The organism is Wolbachia endosymbiont (group A) of Andrena helvola (genome assembly GCF_964028415.1).
In the GTDB taxonomy this organism is placed as follows: domain Bacteria; phylum Pseudomonadota; class Alphaproteobacteria; order Rickettsiales; family Anaplasmataceae; genus Wolbachia; species Wolbachia pipientis.
The window spans coordinates 350,260-367,504 of the sequence record NZ_OZ034779.1 but is presented as its reverse complement, the minus strand read 5'-3'; the positions used below and the strand labels follow the sequence as shown (position 1 = coordinate 367,504).

Genomic DNA, 17,245 nt, shown 5'->3' with positions numbered 1-17,245 from the left:
TGAGTTGGTGAGTATAAAATTCTACGTCATGCCACCGCGAACCGTCATACCGCCACGAACCGTCATACCGCGATTCATTCGCGGTATCTCTAGATCCCGCTAACAAGTAGTGGGATGACGGTTGTCGTTTAGCTATAAATGTTAAAAAATTTACCAAACAAAAAAAAGGCAAAAGAAGCCCCGTGGTTGGCTAATTACTTACATTATACTTTCAAGTATGGCGTTTTTTTATTCTAAACGTTTAATAACCGCGATTCAGTTGCTTTTAAGCCGCAACTAATCTAAATTATAAACATTAAGAAATTTACTAAACAGAAAAAAAGGCAAAAGAAACCCTAGGGTAGCTAGTTATTCACTATCCATTTTTTAAGTTGGCGTTTTTTTATGTTTTAAATGCTTTATAAGCGCATTTTAGCTTATATTAGGTAAAAACCTAGAAGTTTTATAAAGACATAAGGTGCACATAGTGCAAAAAATTAAACATGAGAGGCCAGATACGTGAGTTTTTTTGTCATTTAATCTGTACAGAGAAGATAAATAAATAGCTTCAGTTTCATGGTAAGGGAGTTGGCGGAGTTTGTCAAGTAAGTTTTTCGCTTCTGCGGGCTACTTGAATAACGGCTACAATGTTCATACAGCTATGTACATAGCTGGAACCCAAAAAAAGAACCAAGTAGCCAAGCTACTTGGATGACAGAAGGTAATATAAGAAGTCTATTGGCTCTCGTATACCTTAGTGAAACTTAACAAGTTTATCTATAGTTTTAGTGATGATTCTTGGAGTATCCGGAGAAACTGCTGAGCTCAGCCTATTTAGTCGCTCTATAGCAAACTCGCTGTTCTCATTTGTTATGAAATCACATAAAATATTTTCTATATCCTTAGTAACACTTTCATGCTTCCTCAGAGGATGATTATGTGGATACCTATTGATGGTTCTGATGCTAGAATACTCAACAAAAGCTTGATCCTTAAAAGCAAGTTGTCTCAATTTCTCTTTGAATTTTCCTTCTTCCTCTTTTGCTAAAAGGCGAGACTTTATCAGTGACTTTATAATCAAATTTATAGCTTGATGCATTTCAGAATGCACTATAACTTTAATGGTATTTTCTTCTGCTATACAATCATAAATACTTTTTTCGCTCTTTAGTGACTCTATTAATTTCTTGCTACTTTGTGAATTCAATTCCAAATTCTCCTCACTCATAGGAGTTATTATGAAGGTGTTCTTACTCACTCTGATGTTAAATTGTGAAGAGCCTTCAGAAAAGGAAAATGCTACATCCTTAAATTCAAGTGCATGATTGTATGCAGCAAAAAGGGTGTGTGCTATAACACTGCTGGGCACCTTCATTCCATGTTTACTCAGGTGGTTCAATACATTTTCAACCTCATGATATGTAAAGTCTGTATCTTTTAGCAATTCAACAACTTCTATGCCGTTGTGTTGTTTATACTCTATTCTCACTTCTTCTGTAAAAAGTGTTTTAGCTGCTATATGTTTATCAAGCACTGTGAAAATCTTGATGAAATTCTCTAAATCTTGTTTGTTAACTAATTCGATACTAATTAAGTTTCTGCTAATAATTGAAATATTTTTTGTCATTTTTTCCCACTAAAAAAACTCACTGAATGAATTGTATTTTTAATTCATTAAGAATTGTTTAAAGTGAGCATACTAGTTTTCATTTACGTATTACACGACAAAACAAGATAAAAAGTTACATAAAATCATCATGTGGTATAACACACTCTCCACATTCATCATTGCTGTTTGTGTAGGTTGTGACATCAGTGTGATTGTCATTATTATTTAGCATATCATCCAACTTTCCTTCTTTTTCAAGATCCATCAATTTGTCACACCCCCCAATGTGCTTATCGTTGATAAAAATCTGTGGAACTGTTCTAACGTTATACTTTGATTTTATGTCGTTAAATAGATCTGAGTTTTTGAGCACATCAATTTCTTCATACTTCACACCTTTTTTATCTAGTAAATCCTTTGCCCTTATGCAGTATGGACAGCCCTTCTTTACATATATCACAACATTTTTCACAATTTATCTCCGTAGCTTACTAAAATATAGTTATTATATATAAGAAACATGTAAAAACATCAAATTGTATGAAAATTATTTATAATCGTGAGCAAGGAATAGAAAATAATATAGCACTAACCTTCGGAAATTTCGATGGCATTCATTTAGGACACGAGTTTGCAATTTCTACTCTAAAGAAGGTAGCACAAGAAAGAGGATTACCCTCTGCAGTTTTAACTTTTGAGCCTCACCCATCAACTGTTTTATTTGGTAGAAACAATTTTAGGTTAATAGACCAAGAACAAAAAAAGGAACTAATCAGCAGCTATGGTATAGATTACTTATATATTATTAATTTTAATAGAGGTTTTTCTGAGGTTAGCTGCGATGACTTTATCAGTGAGATTTTAATAGATAAATATGGCGCTAAACACATAATTGTCGGAGAAAATTGCACTTTTGGTCATAAACGATTGGGTAATATATTAACTCTAGAGAAATATTCTGAAATATATGGATACTCTTTGACTAAATTAGAGCCATTAACAATTGACGGCAAAATTTGCTCTTCTTCTTCAATAAGGGAGTATGTACAAAGGGGCGAAATAGAAATTGCTAATAAATTGCTCGGCAGGCCTTATCAAGTTTCTGGTGTTGTGACAAAAGGTGCATGTAGAGGTAGAGAAATAGGATTTCCAACCATAAATATTCCTATAGAAGATTGCATGATAAAACCTAAGTTTGGCACATATTACGCTAGAGTGACTTTTCCTGATAGTAATCCAAATTGGTTATATGGAGTAGTCAATATTGGTATGAGACCTACTTTTAAGGATCTGAAAAAGCCTATAATAGAAATGCACATATTCGATTTTGATGAAGACGTATATAGTCATAAAGTCAATATACAACTTTTAAAATTCATAAGGTCAGAAAAAAAATTCCATAGTATTGAGGAGTTAACAAAACAGATAAATTATGATATACTTAAAGTTTATAGGTTAAAGGCAAATTTATGAAAAAGTTATGCTTAGTTGTTATATTAATTATAGTATTGATTGACCAAACGAGCAAATTGTACATAAACTCATTGATTGATGAAGGAGAATCAATTGAGATCGCTAGTTTTATAAAACTAGTTGAAGTTTGGAATTCAGGTATTAGTTTTGGAATGTGTAGCGCTTTACCACATGGCGGTTTCTTTTTTTCAGCATTTTCAATACTAATAATTGGTATACTTGCATATTTGATATACAAGTCTGACGATCAGTCAACTTACCTTGGTTTTTCTCTGATGATTGGTGGAGCAATCGGAAACGTAGTTGATAGGATCTATTGGGGAGCTGTATATGATTTCATATATTTTCATATTGATGATTGGTATTGGCCAGCCTTTAATTTAGCAGATTTATCTATAGTTTGTGGAATGTTTACATTGTTATATAAGTGGTATATATACGATATGCTTATTTCTAAACAAAATGAGGAATAAAATAATTGTTTTTATATTAGGTCGAAATAATGCTTCATAAGTTTTTTAGTTTTCTTATACTACCTGTACTTTTTTTTACTTACCCAATTTCTTCGAATGCTTTAAACATAGAGCACAACATAAAATATACTAAACTCAGTAACGGACTAGATGTTTATGTTGTTTCTAATCATCGGATTCCAGCCGTTTTACATGCAGTAATATACAAAGTTGGGGGAATGGATGATCCAATCGGCAAAGCAGGATTGGCTCACTACTTTGAACACTTAATGTTTAAAACTACAGGAAAGTTTAAAGACATAGAAGCCACTATGAGTAGCATTGGGGCTAAATTTAACGCGTTTACCACTAAAGAATATACCTGTTATTATGAGTTGGTCCCCAAAAAAGATTTACCACTGGCAATGGAAGTTGAAGCAGATAGAATGGGAAACTTTAATGTTACTCAAGACAAAATAGATAGAGAAAAAAACATTGTACTGGAAGAAAGAAAAATGAGATTTGATAACCAACCTCATAACTTGTTATGGGAAGAAATGGATAGTGCATTTTACCGTACTGGCTATGGTAGGTCTGTTATCGGCTGGGAGAGCGATATCAAAACTTACAATTTGGATGACATAACGAGGTTTCATGATAACTATTATCACTCCGGCAATGCAATATTACTGATTGTGGGTGATGTGGAACTTGATGAAGTAGTGAAATTAGCAGAAGAAAAATATGGCGAAATTAAAGCTAAGCCTATAATTAGGCATTACCCTAATCAGGAACCAGTACATAACGCAGGTCTATCGGTGACCTTAGAGAGCACTGAAGTAAAAGAATCAGTTTTATATTTTCGTTATCGTGTTCCCTTATTTGATCACATAAATGAAGCCTCTGCTGCTCATTTAGCGGTTGACATTTTAGGTGGCGGCAAATCCAGCAAACTGTATAAAGATTTGGTTTTAGATAAAGATGTGGCAGTATCAGTGTTTGCTTATTATAATAGCCTAGCTTTTAGTGATGGCTACATTGATATTATGATAATTCCAAAAAGTGGCGCTAATTTAGATATTGTTGAAAGAGAGTTAGATAATACTATTAATGGCTTCGTATCTAAAGGGGTGACGAGCGAGGAATTACAAAGCTCAAAATATAGATACAAAGCAGCACAGTTTGATAATCTATCTGACTTAACTCATATAGCAATGTTTTATGTGCCGCACCTAGCACTTGGCATTCCACTTGATGAAATAGATATTTCATATAGCAAGATTAATGATGTCAATCTAGAGGATGTAAATAATAAAATCCGTGCTATTTTTTCTGCTAATAAGTTAATTGGTCGTTTATTACCAAAAGGAGATAATAATGAGAATAAGTAAAATTATATTTCTATTTTTTTTCTGTCTAGGCTTTAATTTACAAGCAAGTGGTAACCTAAATATAGAGGAGGTCACTACCCGTAAAGGATTTAAGTTTTTATTTGTAGAAAATCATGATTTGCCAAAAGTTTCACTAAATATATCATTCAAGGATGCAGGTTATGTGTATGAGAATGCAGAAAAACAGGGACTTACCTGGTTTACTTCTCTTATAATTCAAGAAGGGGCAGGAAAAAATGATGCCAAAGATTTTGCGAAAAAGCTTGAAGATAAAGGGATTAGTTTAAATTTTATTGCTGATTTAGAAGCATTTAGGGTTTCATTAAATACTTTGTCTGACAATCTAGAGGAAGCAATTTCATTACTGAGCGATACTATAATGCGTCCTAAAGTTGACCCTGAAGGGTTGAATAGAGTTTTCGAGAAAGCCAAAGTTGATTTTAATAATCTTGAAAAAAATCCTGGCTTTGTTGCTGTAGAAGAATTGAATACGTTGTTGTTTAAAAAACACCCTTACTCAAAAAGTATGTACGGTACTCTTGACACTAGAGTGAGCATTACTAGAGACGATGTTTTAACATACATAAAGCGTAATTTTGCTAAAGATAACATAGTTATCAGTGTTGCTGGTTGTGCAAAAAAAGAAGAAATTATTACGCTATTAGATAAATATTTATCTAAATTGCCGTCAAAAAGATCAAAAGTTAGAAAAATACCTGTGAAAAATGATTTTGGTCCTGCAGAAAGTAAGAATATTTTTATGGATATACCACAGAGTGTGATACTTTTTGCTCAAAAAGGTATAGCTTATGAAGATCCAGACTACTATAATGCTCAAGTTTTGGTTAATGCGCTTGGTGGTATGGGGCTGAATTCAGTGCTGATGAAAGAACTAAGGCAAAATCTTGGAATTACTTATGGTATTAGTGCCTCTATGGCCAGTTATACGCATGGAAATATTATAGCTGGGGGTTTAAGTACTGATAGCTCTACTGCCAGTCAATCCATATCTGCAATAAGAGATACATTGAGCAGGATAAAAAAGAAAGGAATTGACGAACAATTGTTCAAGGATGCAAAAATTGGCTTGGTAAATAATCTTGTCCTTCGCCTGTCCAATAACATAAATACAGCAATGCTGCTGGATGATATGCAGATAAATGATCGTGATGTTAACCGTATAAATAATTATGCGAATGTCATTAATGACGTTAAATTAGAGAAAGTAAACGAACTGGCAAGTTCTTTGCTGGAACCAGAAAATTTATTTTTTGTTGAAGTTGGAAGAAACACTTAAGATCAATAATTAATACTTTCTGCTATTGATCTTACTGCTTTTACATAGCACTTATGCTCCTCAGCTAGAATGCGTTCTGAGAGGCTTTGAATATCATCAGCTGGTAGCACTGGCACAGCAACTTGAGCAATTACGGCTCCAGCATCAACTTCAGGAGTGACATAATGTACAGTACAACCTGTAATTTTTACACCTGCTTTTAGAGCTTGCTCTTGAGCGTTTAGACCTTTAAAAGACGGAAGTAAAGAGGGATGAATATTTATCACCTTGTTATGCCATTTACTCAGAAAATCAGCTTTGAGAATTCTCATAAACCCTGCAAGGCAAATTAAATCAACCTTATGTTGAACAAGTATTTCGTGAATTTTACCAGCATCAAGCGGTTTATCTTTAACAATAAACGCTGAGATTCCTGCTTGCTCTGCTATTTTCAGACCAGCAGCTTCGCTATTATTTGTGATAACACATGCAACTTCTGCGGAAAAATTCTGATCTTGACATGCTTCTATTAAGGCCTGCATATTCGACCCCCTACCTGAAATTAGTATTCCGAGTTTTATCTTTTTCATTATAGCACAGTTAGTTTAGAATTTAGTTAATACTAACAAAACAGCTCAAAAGGAAAACTTATTTTATAGCAAAGAAGGCAGACTAAACTCTTTATATAAGTGGACCTCTAATTTTGGACCTCACTGGACAACACAAAATAACGAATAGCCCCATGTACCCAGCTAAAACTAGCTTTAATGCTTAGATATTGTGCTATTTTTGTATAATATACCACTATAAGTATATATTTTTGTAATCGCGTTATTATTTATTTAACAAAGTATTAGTATAATTTATTACACTGGATTAAATGGAGAAAGTTCAATGAGTAAATTACCGAACAATGCAAAAATAGGTAAATCTCAGGTTACTCAGTGGGAGGTAATAAAAAATTGTGAATATGCTGATAATTGCTTGTCAAAAATAGTAACTTTGTACGTTATTAGAATAACTCAGCTATCAGATTTTTATACGAGTGACGAACCTGAAATTAACACTGTTTTAGCAAGAATAAGCGTGACAAGTGAAAATGTATTTTTAAACAAGGCTACTACTATTGAAGTTATGGAAGGTATTTTTCCGTATAAATTCAACAGCAAGAAGAGAAATAACGTATTAAGGTTAGAAGATTTGTATAATTATTTATGTTCTATTGTTAACAATAGCCTTCCAAAAGAAATGCTTGAAAGTCTTGTAAGGGAATATAAGGATGCTGTTAACTTATTTAAAGCAATTACTTAACTGAACGTAGTATTTTTAAGATTTTATTTTCTATTTCAGAAATGCCGCTTTCAAGATCTTTATCTATCAAATACATGGTAGAGAAATATGTTTTCTGCTTACTTTCAACATTGATAGTTAAAGTTCCGGGAGTGATTGTGACTGAATTGGCAAATAACGCAATGCTTTCATCATTATGCCCTTTGCATTTTCTTAGGATAATGATTGGCTCAAGCTTAGATTTGAGTTGTAGCACCTTTTTTGTTACATAAACACTTGATAAAATGATTTGGTACATTAACCATGGTATATAACTTACTAACTTATAAAACGACAGTCTACTCGTACTATTTAAAATCTGGCTAAGAGCTCTTTCAGCGTTTATCAACCTTCTAAAGATAAACGATGTGAATATAGAGGAAAACACTCCACAAAAAATAAAAAACGGCTCAAAATAACCAGACAATACAGTCCATAGAACAAATAAAATTATAAATGACAGAGAAAAAAACTTGATTTCCTTCCTAAAGTTGAGGTTTTTCATAGTCTGTAATATAACTTAAATGACTCTTTAAGGAAAGATAATAACGAATATTTAGGTTCTTGACTTCTATGTTGAAAGATATAACAACTAAGTTATGTTTTTTAAGTGAGGAAGTTATGAAATATGACAAATTTATGGAAATATTAAAAAAAATAAATGACCTTTCAGATTTGAGCAAGGACAATATAGTTGAAAAAATAAAAGCTAAGTTACAAGAAGAAGATCCAGATTTATGTCAAGAGTGGGAAAAGAGTAAACCTGACAACGATAGTGGATCTGGCATAAATTACATATTTACTATATCTTGTGGTCAAAATTCTAAGAAAGTCAAATTGTTACATCTTGCTTCTTATTGGAACTATGCAAATGTAGCAAAAGCTCTGATTGAAAACGGGGCAGATATTAATGCAGAACATGATAATAAAATTACTCCTTTACATATTGCTGCTCACTATGGCCACAAAGATGTAGTAACCATTCTAACTGGAAAAGGAGCAATTGTTGATGCAAAAAATGGTGATGGATGGACTTCTTTACATTTTGCTGTTGAAAAGAACCACGAAAATGTAGTAAACACTCTAATTGGAAAAGGAGCAAATGTTAATGCAGAAAATGATAAAGGATGGGCTCCTTTACATCTTGCTATTACAAATGGCCACAAAGAGATAGTACAAGTTCTATCAAAAGCAGAAGGAATCAACGTTGATGCAAAAAATAGTGATAGGTGGACTCCTTTACATCTTGCTGCTGCAAATGGCCGCGAAGATATAGTAGAAACTCTAATTGAAAAAGGAGCAGATGTTAATGCGAAAAATCATTATAAATGGACTCCTTTAACATTTGCTTCTCAAAAAGGCCATGAAGTGGTAAAAGGAGCTCTATTAAAGGCACAAGAGAACATCAAAGCTTTGCATTCAGCTGTTAAACATAATAATGAGGAGGAGGTGAAAAACCTATTAAATAAAGGAGTAAACGTTAATGCAAAAGATGATGATGGATGTACTCCTTTACATCTTGCAGCCAGAGAGGGCTGCGAAGATGTAGTAAAAACTCTCATTGCAAAAGGAGCAAATGTTAATGCAGAAGGTATTGTGGACGAGACTCCTTTACATCTTGCAGCCAGAGAGGGCCATAAAGATGTAGTAGACATTCTAATCAAAAAAGGAGCAAAGGTTAATGCACAAAATAATAAAAGATATACTCCTTTACATATTGCTGCTAAAGAGAACCGCATAGAGGTAGTAAAAATTCTAGTTGAGAAAGCAGATGTTAATGCAAAAGGTATTAAGGACAAGACTCCTTTACATCTTGCTGCCAAAAAGGGCCATAAAGATGTAGTAGACATTCTAATCAAAAAAGGAGCAAAGGTTAATGCAGAAAATGATGATAGATGTACTGCTTTACATCTTGCTGCTGAAAATAACCACATAGAGGTAGTAAAAATTCTAGTTGAGAAAGCAGATGTTAATATAAAGGATGCTGATAGATGGACTCCTTTGCATGTTGCTGCTGAAAATGGCCACGAAGATATAGTAAAAACTCTAATCGCAAAAGGAGCAAAGGTTAAGGCAAAAAATGGTGATAGACGTACTCCTTTACATCTTGCTGCTAAAAATGGCCACGAAGGTATAGTAAAAGTTCTGCTAGAAGCTGGAGCAGACCCTTCATTAAAAGATGTTGATGGAAAAACGCCAAGAGACCTCACTAAAGATCAAGGTATAATTCAGCTTTTAGAGGAAGCGGAAAAAAAGCAAACGTTAAAAAATGAGAATAAAAAAACGCCAAAGGATCTTACTGAAAATAAAGATGTAATGCAGCTTCCAGAGAAAAAGGAAGAAAAACAAATTGGAAAAAATGCAATTATGAAAGAAAAAGAACAGTCTGCAAAAAATGCAATTGTAAAAGGTATTGTTGTGTGTTTTGTAACTGCAGTGATAGTTGGTGTTGCACTTGCATTTGCTACTGCCCTATCTGTACCAGCAATAATTGGGCTAGCTGCAGGATCTGCGCTCATAGTTGGTGCTGGTCAATATATAATGTCAAAGCCTAAAACTGAAATGAAAGAAGTAAAGGAACTTGTGCCTAGAGAGACAGAAAAAGCACTTACTTGATTTTTGTTATCCTGTTGCTATCAGACTAGCCTGGCACCTTATATTTATTGGGATAACTGTTTTATTATGAATTAAGTCAAAAACTCTGTAATATATTGAAGCTTAAAGATATCTTTAGATATGGAAGTTATTGCAGAAAATAGGAAAGCAAGGTTTGAATATTTCATCTTAGAAGAATTTGAAGCGGGTATGGTCTTATTAAGCAGTGAAGTTAAATCGCTAAGAGAAAGAAAAGTAAATATTTCCGACGCCTACGTTGTTGAAAAGAATAGCGAAGTATGGCTGCACAATATGCATATTGCAGAATATAAAGCTGCGAACCGAAAAAATCATAAACCAAAAAGGGAACGTAAATTACTCTTGCATAAAAAGGAGATAAATAAACTAATTGGTCAAATCAAGACTGCTGGGATAACTGTTGTGCCGCTTTCGGTCTATTTTAACGATAAAGGATTTGCAAAAACTAAAATTGCCATTGTAAAAGGAAAAAAACTCTACGATAAGAGAGCAACCATAAAACAGAGAGAGTGGGATCGTGAAAAAAGTAGATTGTCTAAGAATAATTTATAGCAAAATATGTCTTTAAATCCAGTAATTTTCAGCATCGGTCCTGTTTCTATATATTGGTATTCCTTAGCCTACGTTTTGGGTATAGTGTTTGCATATTGGTATTTACATAAGCTAGATGACCAAAAAATATTTACTAAGAATTTTTACGATTCGTTATTAACAGCCACTATTGTAGGTATTATCCTTGGAGGTAGACTTGGCTACGTATTGATATATGATCCAGTTCTTTATATAAGCAACCCTATTGAGATATTGAAGACCTGGGAAGGAGGGATGTCATTTCATGGCGGTGCTATAGGAGTTTTGCTTGCAGTAATAATCTCCTGCAGAAGATATAACATTCCTATATTTTATGCACTGGACCTAGTTTCTTGCGGAGTTCCCATAGGTTTATTTTTAGGTCGCATAGGCAATTTTATAAACGGAGAGTTATTTGGCAGAGTTACAACTATGCCATGGGGTATGGTATTTCCAGAGAGTGGTGATAATTTGCTGCATCATCCAAGCCAGCTTTATGAGGCACTTTTTGAAGGACTGCTACTTTTTGCAGTTGCAAATTCACTGTTTTTCTTAACTAGAATAAGACTGTATCACGGTGCGTTAACTGGTATTGCAGTTATGTGGTATGGAATAGCACGTTTTTTCGTTGAGTTTTTTCGCGAACCAGACTATCAAATTGGCTATTTGTGGCTTGATTTAACTATGGGGCAGTTGCTTTCTATACCTATGGTTTTGCTAGGAATGCTTGTATATCTAGGCGCATTAAATTTAAAATTTAATACGAAATCTGTCACATAGAGAAAAGGTGAGTTCAATAGAAAAATGTAGCCAGAAGCCCCACATTATGCACAATTGTACGAATTTTCTGCGTTGCAGTAGAATGAATCGGTGGGCTTTGTTGCATCGCTAGCTATGATGGATTAAAGATAAAAAAGGTGGAGAATATCAGTAGCTTATTATTCTGGTATTTATAACAAGAACGGTCAGTGAATACCTAAATTTGAGTAAAAGAAATTTCACTACCACTCACTAATCTGGCTAAAATTCAAGAATTTCAATGCTTTAGCTATTTTCAATAGAATTAAATTTATTAATATAAATAACAAATTACTATTCTTAAATTTGATCAGATTGATTGCAAAAAAACAAGATTTTCAATAAGTTGCTTATAATCCTAATTATAGTTAGCCTTTCATAAGTAGCGATGCAACAAAGCCATCCCAGTGTCAGCTACTTTCATGACACCATTTGCTGTGCAGTTTACCTTCAAAAATGAATGTTCGTACAGCTATGGAATGAATCGCGGTATGACGTAGCTTCGCTATAGGCAACGAAGGAAATATTAACTATACTTCTTTTTACCATTGTTTATATTTCCTATTCACATATATTAATATTTTACTCACTTAAAGTAAGCTAACTACCGTTATTAATATTTTTGTAATAAAAATTGTATATGGTGCATGTAATCAAATTAAGAGGAAGATTGTGGAAATTACGCCATCAATAAAAAAAGAATTGAAGCAAAGTACTCTATATGTTTGCCTAGAAAAATGCAAAAGTGCATTTTGGTTTATCTTTTGGTTTAGTGCGGGAATCAATTTATTAATGTTATTCCTACCACTTTATACCTCTCAAGTGCTTGATCGGGTGATATCGAGCGAAAGTGTATCAACACTAACTATGCTGACAATTATCACTTTATCTGCATTTGCATGTTCTGCAATGCTTGAAACTTGTCGATATTTAGCCATGGCAAAAATAGGTGATTGGATCGATAAAACTGCAACACCAGATCTGATAGTAAGGTCAATCAGGCTAACGTCAGTGCAGAGCTCAACTTCAAGTGGTGAAGCAATACGAGATCTCGGAGTGATAAAAAATTTCATTACAGGAAATGGTATATTCTCACTGTTTGATACTCCATGGTCGTTAATTTACCTTGTTGTGATTTTCATGATACATACCTCCACGGGGTTTATAGCTATTACTGGAATTATTATATTAGTCTCTATGGCAATATGGAATGAACTTGCCACTAAACGAATATTACAAGAAACCAACGAAGAAACTATACGGAATATCAATGCTATAGATGTTGCAACAAGAAATGCAGAAGTGGTTGAAGCTATGGGCATGTCAGAATTCATAGTCTCTGATTGGTGTAAACGAAATGATCAGAATCGAGCAATGCAAATTAAAGCACAAAATCGCTCTAATGTAATTACTGGAATCACTAAGTTTTTGCGCTCAACTCTGCAAATATCAGTAATTGGAACAGGTGCATTACTTGCAATCACAGCTCATAAGACTGCCGGTAGCATCATCGCTGCTTCAATTTTAATGGGTAGAGTATTAGCACCATTTGACGCTGCGGTTCATACTTGGAAGTTTTTAAATCAGGCTAGAATGTCATATGGAAGGCTACAAAGACTTATATTAACATCGCCAAAAAGAGAGCAAACGATGGCTCTACCAGAACCTGAAGGAAAATTGGAATTTGATAGAGTATTTTTTACTCCTTATGGAAGCAATAAGCCGACAGTAAAAGGAATATCATTCATTATAGATCCTGGAGATGTAGTTGGTGTTATTGGTGCAAGTGCTTCTGGTAAATCCACTATCGCAAAATTAACTGTTGGTGTATGGAAGCCAATATCTGGTGTAGTCAGACTAGATGGCGCTGATGTATATACTTGGAATCGAGAAAATTTTGGTAATTATGTTGGCTACTTACCTCAGGATATTGAGTTATTTAACACTAGTGTCAAAGCTAATATTGCTCGCATGAGGCCAGATCCAAATCCTGAAGAAATAATCAAAGCAGCAAAAATTGCAGGAATACATGAACTAATACTAAGCTTACCAAATGGATATGATACAACAATAGGAGGTCCTGGAGGAGTAACGCTCTCTGGCGGCCAAAAACAGCTTCTTGGACTTGCCAGAGCTTTTTATGGTCACACAAAACTTTTAGTACTTGATGAACCAAACGCTAACTTAGATAGCAATGGAGAGGCATGCTTAATTAATGCAATTGGCATTGCAAGAAAACAAAATACTACTACTGTTATCATCACTCACAAGCTACCGTTATTGTCCGTAGTTGATAAGGTGATCCTCATGTCAGATGGTGTCATTTACGCTATGGGACCAAAAGATGAGATTTTGAGCAAATTAGTTGCTCCATCATCAAGTACCACAGAAGATGAGCGCTCTTCAGCAAATGGTTAGTTTACTTACAATAAATTCTGTATCTGAAATAACAACTGTTCCAGAAAAATATATATTTCTTTACCATTAGAAATAATATTACAAGAATAGTAAATAGATTAATAACTCTTATTAATTAAAGTCAATCGGCAGATATAGCTAAAGTGGCTTAGGTTTACCTACAATTTGAAAAACAACAAATTCGTCTTAATGAATTTTCTTAATTTGTTATCTAAATAACTTAATATTAGTGGTAATTTTATAAAAAAATTATAATATAAATAATGTTGCTGCGAAAATTTATAACAATATTTCCCTCTAACGTTTAATGAATTTCAATAAATTGCCTTTTTAATTCTAGATAAGTATATGCTTTGTTAATATGTTTAGTTCAAAATCCAAAAGTAAGTTTATGCTTTCTATTGGAGAAGAAGGCATAATGTTACTATATTTTAAAAATAATACTTTAAATAAAAGGTATTTTGTTAAGGGCAAAAACGATAAAGCAGTTTCCGATTTAATTTCATGTCTTTCGTCAGATAAAAAAGCACCTTTATACCTGGTGCTTAATCATGCAGATCAAAATTACTCGCTACAGTTTATTACAAGGGCAAACAAGATTAGTGCCTATCTATCAGCAAAAACAAAGATGGAGCATTTTTCTCGTAATAATGACATAAGTTCAGTTTTTTTGGTTGAGAAGCCAAACAAATTCAATCAAAACTGGTGCTATCTTCTTGTTTCATCAAAAGCAAAGCATTTAGTAGAATATTGGTTGAATGTGTTTATTGAGATAGGCTCCAACTTTAAGGGAATATTAATGTTTCCTATAGAAATAAGTAATATAACAAAAAAGATTCTACATAAAGATCCTAATAATTGGAAAATTATAGTTGCTGCAACTAAAACGGGAGGCTATAGACAAGTGGTTCTTAAAGAGAATAAAATGGTATTTACGCGCTTAACATCATTTACTAATGATAATTTACCAGGAATTATCGCTGGTGGAATATATCAGGAAGTGCAAGATACTATTCGATCCTTAACTAAGTTTGGGTTTGAAAAAAATAACCCTATCGACCTTTGTATCATAGTGTCAGAAGATATCAAAGCTAGTTTATCAGTCATAAATTTTTCAGAGAACAGTGTGAACATATTAACTCCATATGAGTTAGGCAAACTATTAGGAGCAGAACTAGCTATAAGTGAAAAAGATAACTTTTGCGATACCATAATTTTGTTTCATAGCTTTAAGAATAAATTAGCAGCTATTTTTAATACAAAGGAAACTAAAGAATTTTATCTATTCAATTACCTTTATTTAAACTCTCCTCGAATTTTTCTATACTTCGCCCTGGTTTTAGTTATAACAAACACCCTTTGTTTACTAAATTTGTATTCAAATTTCAATGTCGCTGATAATTTATCAGCAAAGCAGAACACCTTAAATAACCAATTAACAAAACTTAGCCAAAGCTATAATGTAAAAAAAATAGATGAAATTTATGATTTTATTAATATCAATAATATTTTATCAAAAATAGAATACTCTCCTCTTACACAAGTTAAGTATGTAGAAAAGTTAAAAATACCAGGTATAGAGCTTCGATCATTTGAATGGAATTATAATGAGGCAAAAAGTTATATTACCACAACTTTAAAGTTTAATTTTCAATCCGGTAAAAATATTTCTCATCAATACGAGAAACTACGAAAAAATTTAAACGATAATTTTCGTACCTATGACATTAATATTTCTAGCTTACCTGCTGCTAAAGAGCAAAATCTATCTATTGATGTTGAAATAGGAGAGGCAATGTAGATTAATGACTATCTCTCAATTAAAAAGAAAAGCTACAATTCAGTTTATATCGTATTTGTTATTATCTGTTGGATTAATAGGGTTATTAACATATGTTGTTATCTATAACGAAAAGATTTATAATAAAAACCAAATTGCGATTGATAAAATACGTTCTATTAATTTACAGATTACTGGAATTCAAAAAAAGGAAGTTGTTCTAAATAAAAACCTAGATTTATGGAAAAAAATTTCTTCTTCAAATTTACATAGTAGCAGATACATTGCAAATTTAAATTTCGAGCTTAGCAAGTTATATAAAAAGTACTATATATTAGAACCTGAAATATCAATTTCTATACCCGAAGAAGTTGAGCTCCACAACAAAAGTGAACGCACAAAAGTAATAAAAAGTGAAGTGGTCCTAAATTTAAGCTCAATCAGCGATAAGCATATTTTTTTATTTCTACAGTCTATTCCAAATCTGCCCGGTTATGTTATGATCAAATCTCTTATTTTAAATAAGCAGAGAAATATTGATGCTGCAACTATGAATCAGATTTTGAATGGTAATATGATAGAGATAGTGAGAGCTAATATAGTCTTTGATTGGTATACTATATTAAGTAGATAAGGTGATGAACATAAAGCTGTTTTTTATTTTTACGCTACTCATTTCCAATGTTAATGCATATTGCAGTTGTGAAGATATCATAGAAAGCATAGAAATTTGTAAGGAGTATTCTTGCCGACAATATATTGGCAATGAAGATTTTATTGAGCATAAAATATTAGGATTAAATAGTGGAAATTTATGCGTATATATAGAAAAACAAGGTAATGATGAAATGGTTTGTCATCATTCTCAGTATGGAATGATGATAGAAAAAAGATATTTTGAAAGTATTCTTAAAGTTGGCAATCAAGAAATCGACGATTTTATTGATATAGCAAATTTGCGTGCAAAAGAGTGTTTCTTTATCAACAATCAAAAACTAAGCTATACAGATCGGGACGATATAATAAGAGAAGCAGTGGAAAGTGACTTTGACGTTTTGTCACAATATAGTAACGTAAAAAGCATTTTTTTTGATGAAGAGCCAGTTAATAAAATGGTTCATGAAATGGAAAAGTTCAATTTATGGTCTTCAAAAGCTGCGAAAGAGGAGAATTTCAACTGTAAGGTAGTGAGTTTAGACTCAATTTTATATCTTTCTCTCGATACATGGAAAATATGGGTAAATGGAAAGTTGTTTATAAACACTAAGGATTTAAAAGTGCACTCAGTCACTGAAAATTATGTAACTTTTGTATGGACCGTAGATCAAAAAGCAATAAAAAAGCATGCGAATGATTCTCAAAATGTATATTTTGGATATGGGAGTATTATGTTTACGCTTTATCCAAAACAAAAATTTGACTTGGATGGCTTATCTATTAAATAACTTAAATATATATGCGCTTGTAGCTCAGTTGGATAGAGCGTTGCCCTCCGGAGGCAAAGGCCGTGGGTTCGAATCCCTCCAAGCGCACTTT

Annotated in this window: 16 protein-coding genes and 1 tRNA gene; 13 read left to right on the top strand and 4 right to left on the bottom strand. The window is 33.0% G+C overall.

Annotated features, from left to right (window positions below):
- Window positions 1-733: 733 nt before the first annotated feature.
- Window positions 734-1,606 carry a hypothetical protein gene (locus ABWU73_RS01950; protein WP_264329503.1) on the bottom strand — a complete coding sequence of 291 codons (873 nt, stop codon included), beginning with the start codon at window positions 1,604-1,606 and terminating at the stop codon, window positions 734-736.
- A 115-nt stretch (window positions 1,607-1,721) separates the two neighbouring features.
- Window positions 1,722-2,060 (bottom strand): glutaredoxin 3, encoded by a 339-nt coding sequence (gene grxC, locus ABWU73_RS01945; protein WP_007550037.1) that lies wholly within the window; start codon window positions 2,058-2,060, stop codon window positions 1,722-1,724.
- A 68-nt stretch (window positions 2,061-2,128) separates the two neighbouring features.
- Between grxC and ribF the strand changes: the two genes are divergently transcribed.
- From ribF to ABWU73_RS01925, 4 genes are read left to right on the top strand one after another with little or no spacing between them, the layout of a single operon-like run.
- On the top strand, window positions 2,129-3,061 hold the full coding sequence (gene ribF, locus ABWU73_RS01940) for a riboflavin biosynthesis protein RibF (RefSeq protein ID WP_264329502.1): 933 nt from the start codon (window positions 2,129-2,131) through the stop codon (window positions 3,059-3,061).
- Window positions 3,058-3,534: a signal peptidase II gene (gene lspA, locus ABWU73_RS01935; protein ID WP_006279329.1), complete on the top strand. Its 477-nt coding sequence runs from the start codon at window positions 3,058-3,060 to the stop codon at window positions 3,532-3,534. Before ribF ends, lspA begins: the two co-directional genes overlap by 4 nt.
- A 29-nt stretch (window positions 3,535-3,563) precedes the next feature.
- The gene (locus ABWU73_RS01930) at window positions 3,564-4,904 is read left to right on the top strand and encodes a M16 family metallopeptidase (RefSeq protein ID WP_264329501.1); all 1,341 of its coding nucleotides are present in this window, start codon (window positions 3,564-3,566) and stop codon (window positions 4,902-4,904) included.
- The gene (locus ABWU73_RS01925) at window positions 4,891-6,201 is read left to right on the top strand and encodes a M16 family metallopeptidase (protein WP_264374012.1); all 1,311 of its coding nucleotides are present in this window, start codon (window positions 4,891-4,893) and stop codon (window positions 6,199-6,201) included. Before ABWU73_RS01930 ends, ABWU73_RS01925 begins: the two co-directional genes overlap by 14 nt.
- A 2-nt stretch (window positions 6,202-6,203) precedes the next feature.
- On the opposite strand, the gene purN is transcribed toward ABWU73_RS01925, so the two are convergent.
- Window positions 6,204-6,770, bottom strand: a complete 567-nt coding sequence (gene purN / locus ABWU73_RS01920; RefSeq protein ID WP_264329499.1) for a phosphoribosylglycinamide formyltransferase — start codon at window positions 6,768-6,770, stop codon at window positions 6,204-6,206.
- A gap of 304 nt (window positions 6,771-7,074) precedes the next feature.
- Here purN and ABWU73_RS01915 point away from each other — a divergent pair, with 304 nt between their 5' ends.
- Complete coding sequence (locus tag ABWU73_RS01915; protein WP_010082489.1) at window positions 7,075-7,491, top strand: hypothetical protein; 417 nt, start codon at window positions 7,075-7,077, stop codon at window positions 7,489-7,491.
- Here the strand turns inward: ABWU73_RS01915 and ABWU73_RS01910 are convergent.
- Window positions 7,484-8,014 carry a Na+/H+ antiporter subunit E gene (locus ABWU73_RS01910; RefSeq protein ID WP_010962821.1) on the bottom strand — a complete coding sequence of 177 codons (531 nt, stop codon included), beginning with the start codon at window positions 8,012-8,014 and terminating at the stop codon, window positions 7,484-7,486. The two genes, ABWU73_RS01915 and ABWU73_RS01910, sit on opposite strands and share 8 nt — an antisense overlap.
- Before the next feature lie 68 nt (window positions 8,015-8,082).
- On the opposite strand from ABWU73_RS01910, the gene ABWU73_RS01905 reads away from it, so the two are divergent.
- The 8 genes from ABWU73_RS01905 to ABWU73_RS01870 all read left to right on the top strand — a co-directional run bounded on the left by ABWU73_RS01905 (window position 8,083) and on the right by ABWU73_RS01870 (window position 17,241).
- The gene (locus ABWU73_RS01905; RefSeq protein ID WP_265017750.1) at window positions 8,083-10,125 is read left to right on the top strand and encodes an ankyrin repeat domain-containing protein; all 2,043 of its coding nucleotides are present in this window, start codon (window positions 8,083-8,085) and stop codon (window positions 10,123-10,125) included.
- 120 nt (window positions 10,126-10,245) lie between these two features.
- Window positions 10,246-10,695 carry an SsrA-binding protein SmpB gene (smpB, locus tag ABWU73_RS01900; RefSeq protein WP_007548863.1) on the top strand — a complete coding sequence of 150 codons (450 nt, stop codon included), beginning with the start codon at window positions 10,246-10,248 and terminating at the stop codon, window positions 10,693-10,695.
- 6 nt (window positions 10,696-10,701) lie between these two features.
- Window positions 10,702-11,493 carry a prolipoprotein diacylglyceryl transferase gene (gene lgt / locus ABWU73_RS01895; protein WP_264329669.1) on the top strand — a complete coding sequence of 264 codons (792 nt, stop codon included), beginning with the start codon at window positions 10,702-10,704 and terminating at the stop codon, window positions 11,491-11,493.
- Between the two features lie 690 nt (window positions 11,494-12,183).
- A complete protein-coding gene (locus ABWU73_RS01890; protein WP_015589192.1) occupies window positions 12,184-13,929 on the top strand; it encodes a type I secretion system permease/ATPase in 1,746 nt (581 codons plus the stop codon).
- A 361-nt stretch (window positions 13,930-14,290) separates the two neighbouring features.
- Complete coding sequence (locus ABWU73_RS01885) at window positions 14,291-15,730, top strand: hypothetical protein (RefSeq protein WP_015589193.1); 1,440 nt, start codon at window positions 14,291-14,293, stop codon at window positions 15,728-15,730.
- A gap of 4 nt (window positions 15,731-15,734) precedes the next feature.
- Window positions 15,735-16,343 carry a hypothetical protein gene (locus tag ABWU73_RS01880; RefSeq protein ID WP_065094800.1) on the top strand — a complete coding sequence of 203 codons (609 nt, stop codon included), beginning with the start codon at window positions 15,735-15,737 and terminating at the stop codon, window positions 16,341-16,343.
- Window positions 16,344-16,347: 4 nt separating this feature from the next.
- A complete protein-coding gene (locus tag ABWU73_RS01875; protein ID WP_264329850.1) occupies window positions 16,348-17,154 on the top strand; it encodes a hypothetical protein in 807 nt (268 codons plus the stop codon).
- Between the two features lie 13 nt (window positions 17,155-17,167).
- Window positions 17,168-17,241: transfer RNA gene (locus ABWU73_RS01870), tRNA-Arg, on the top strand.
- Window positions 17,242-17,245: the final 4 nt, after the last annotated feature.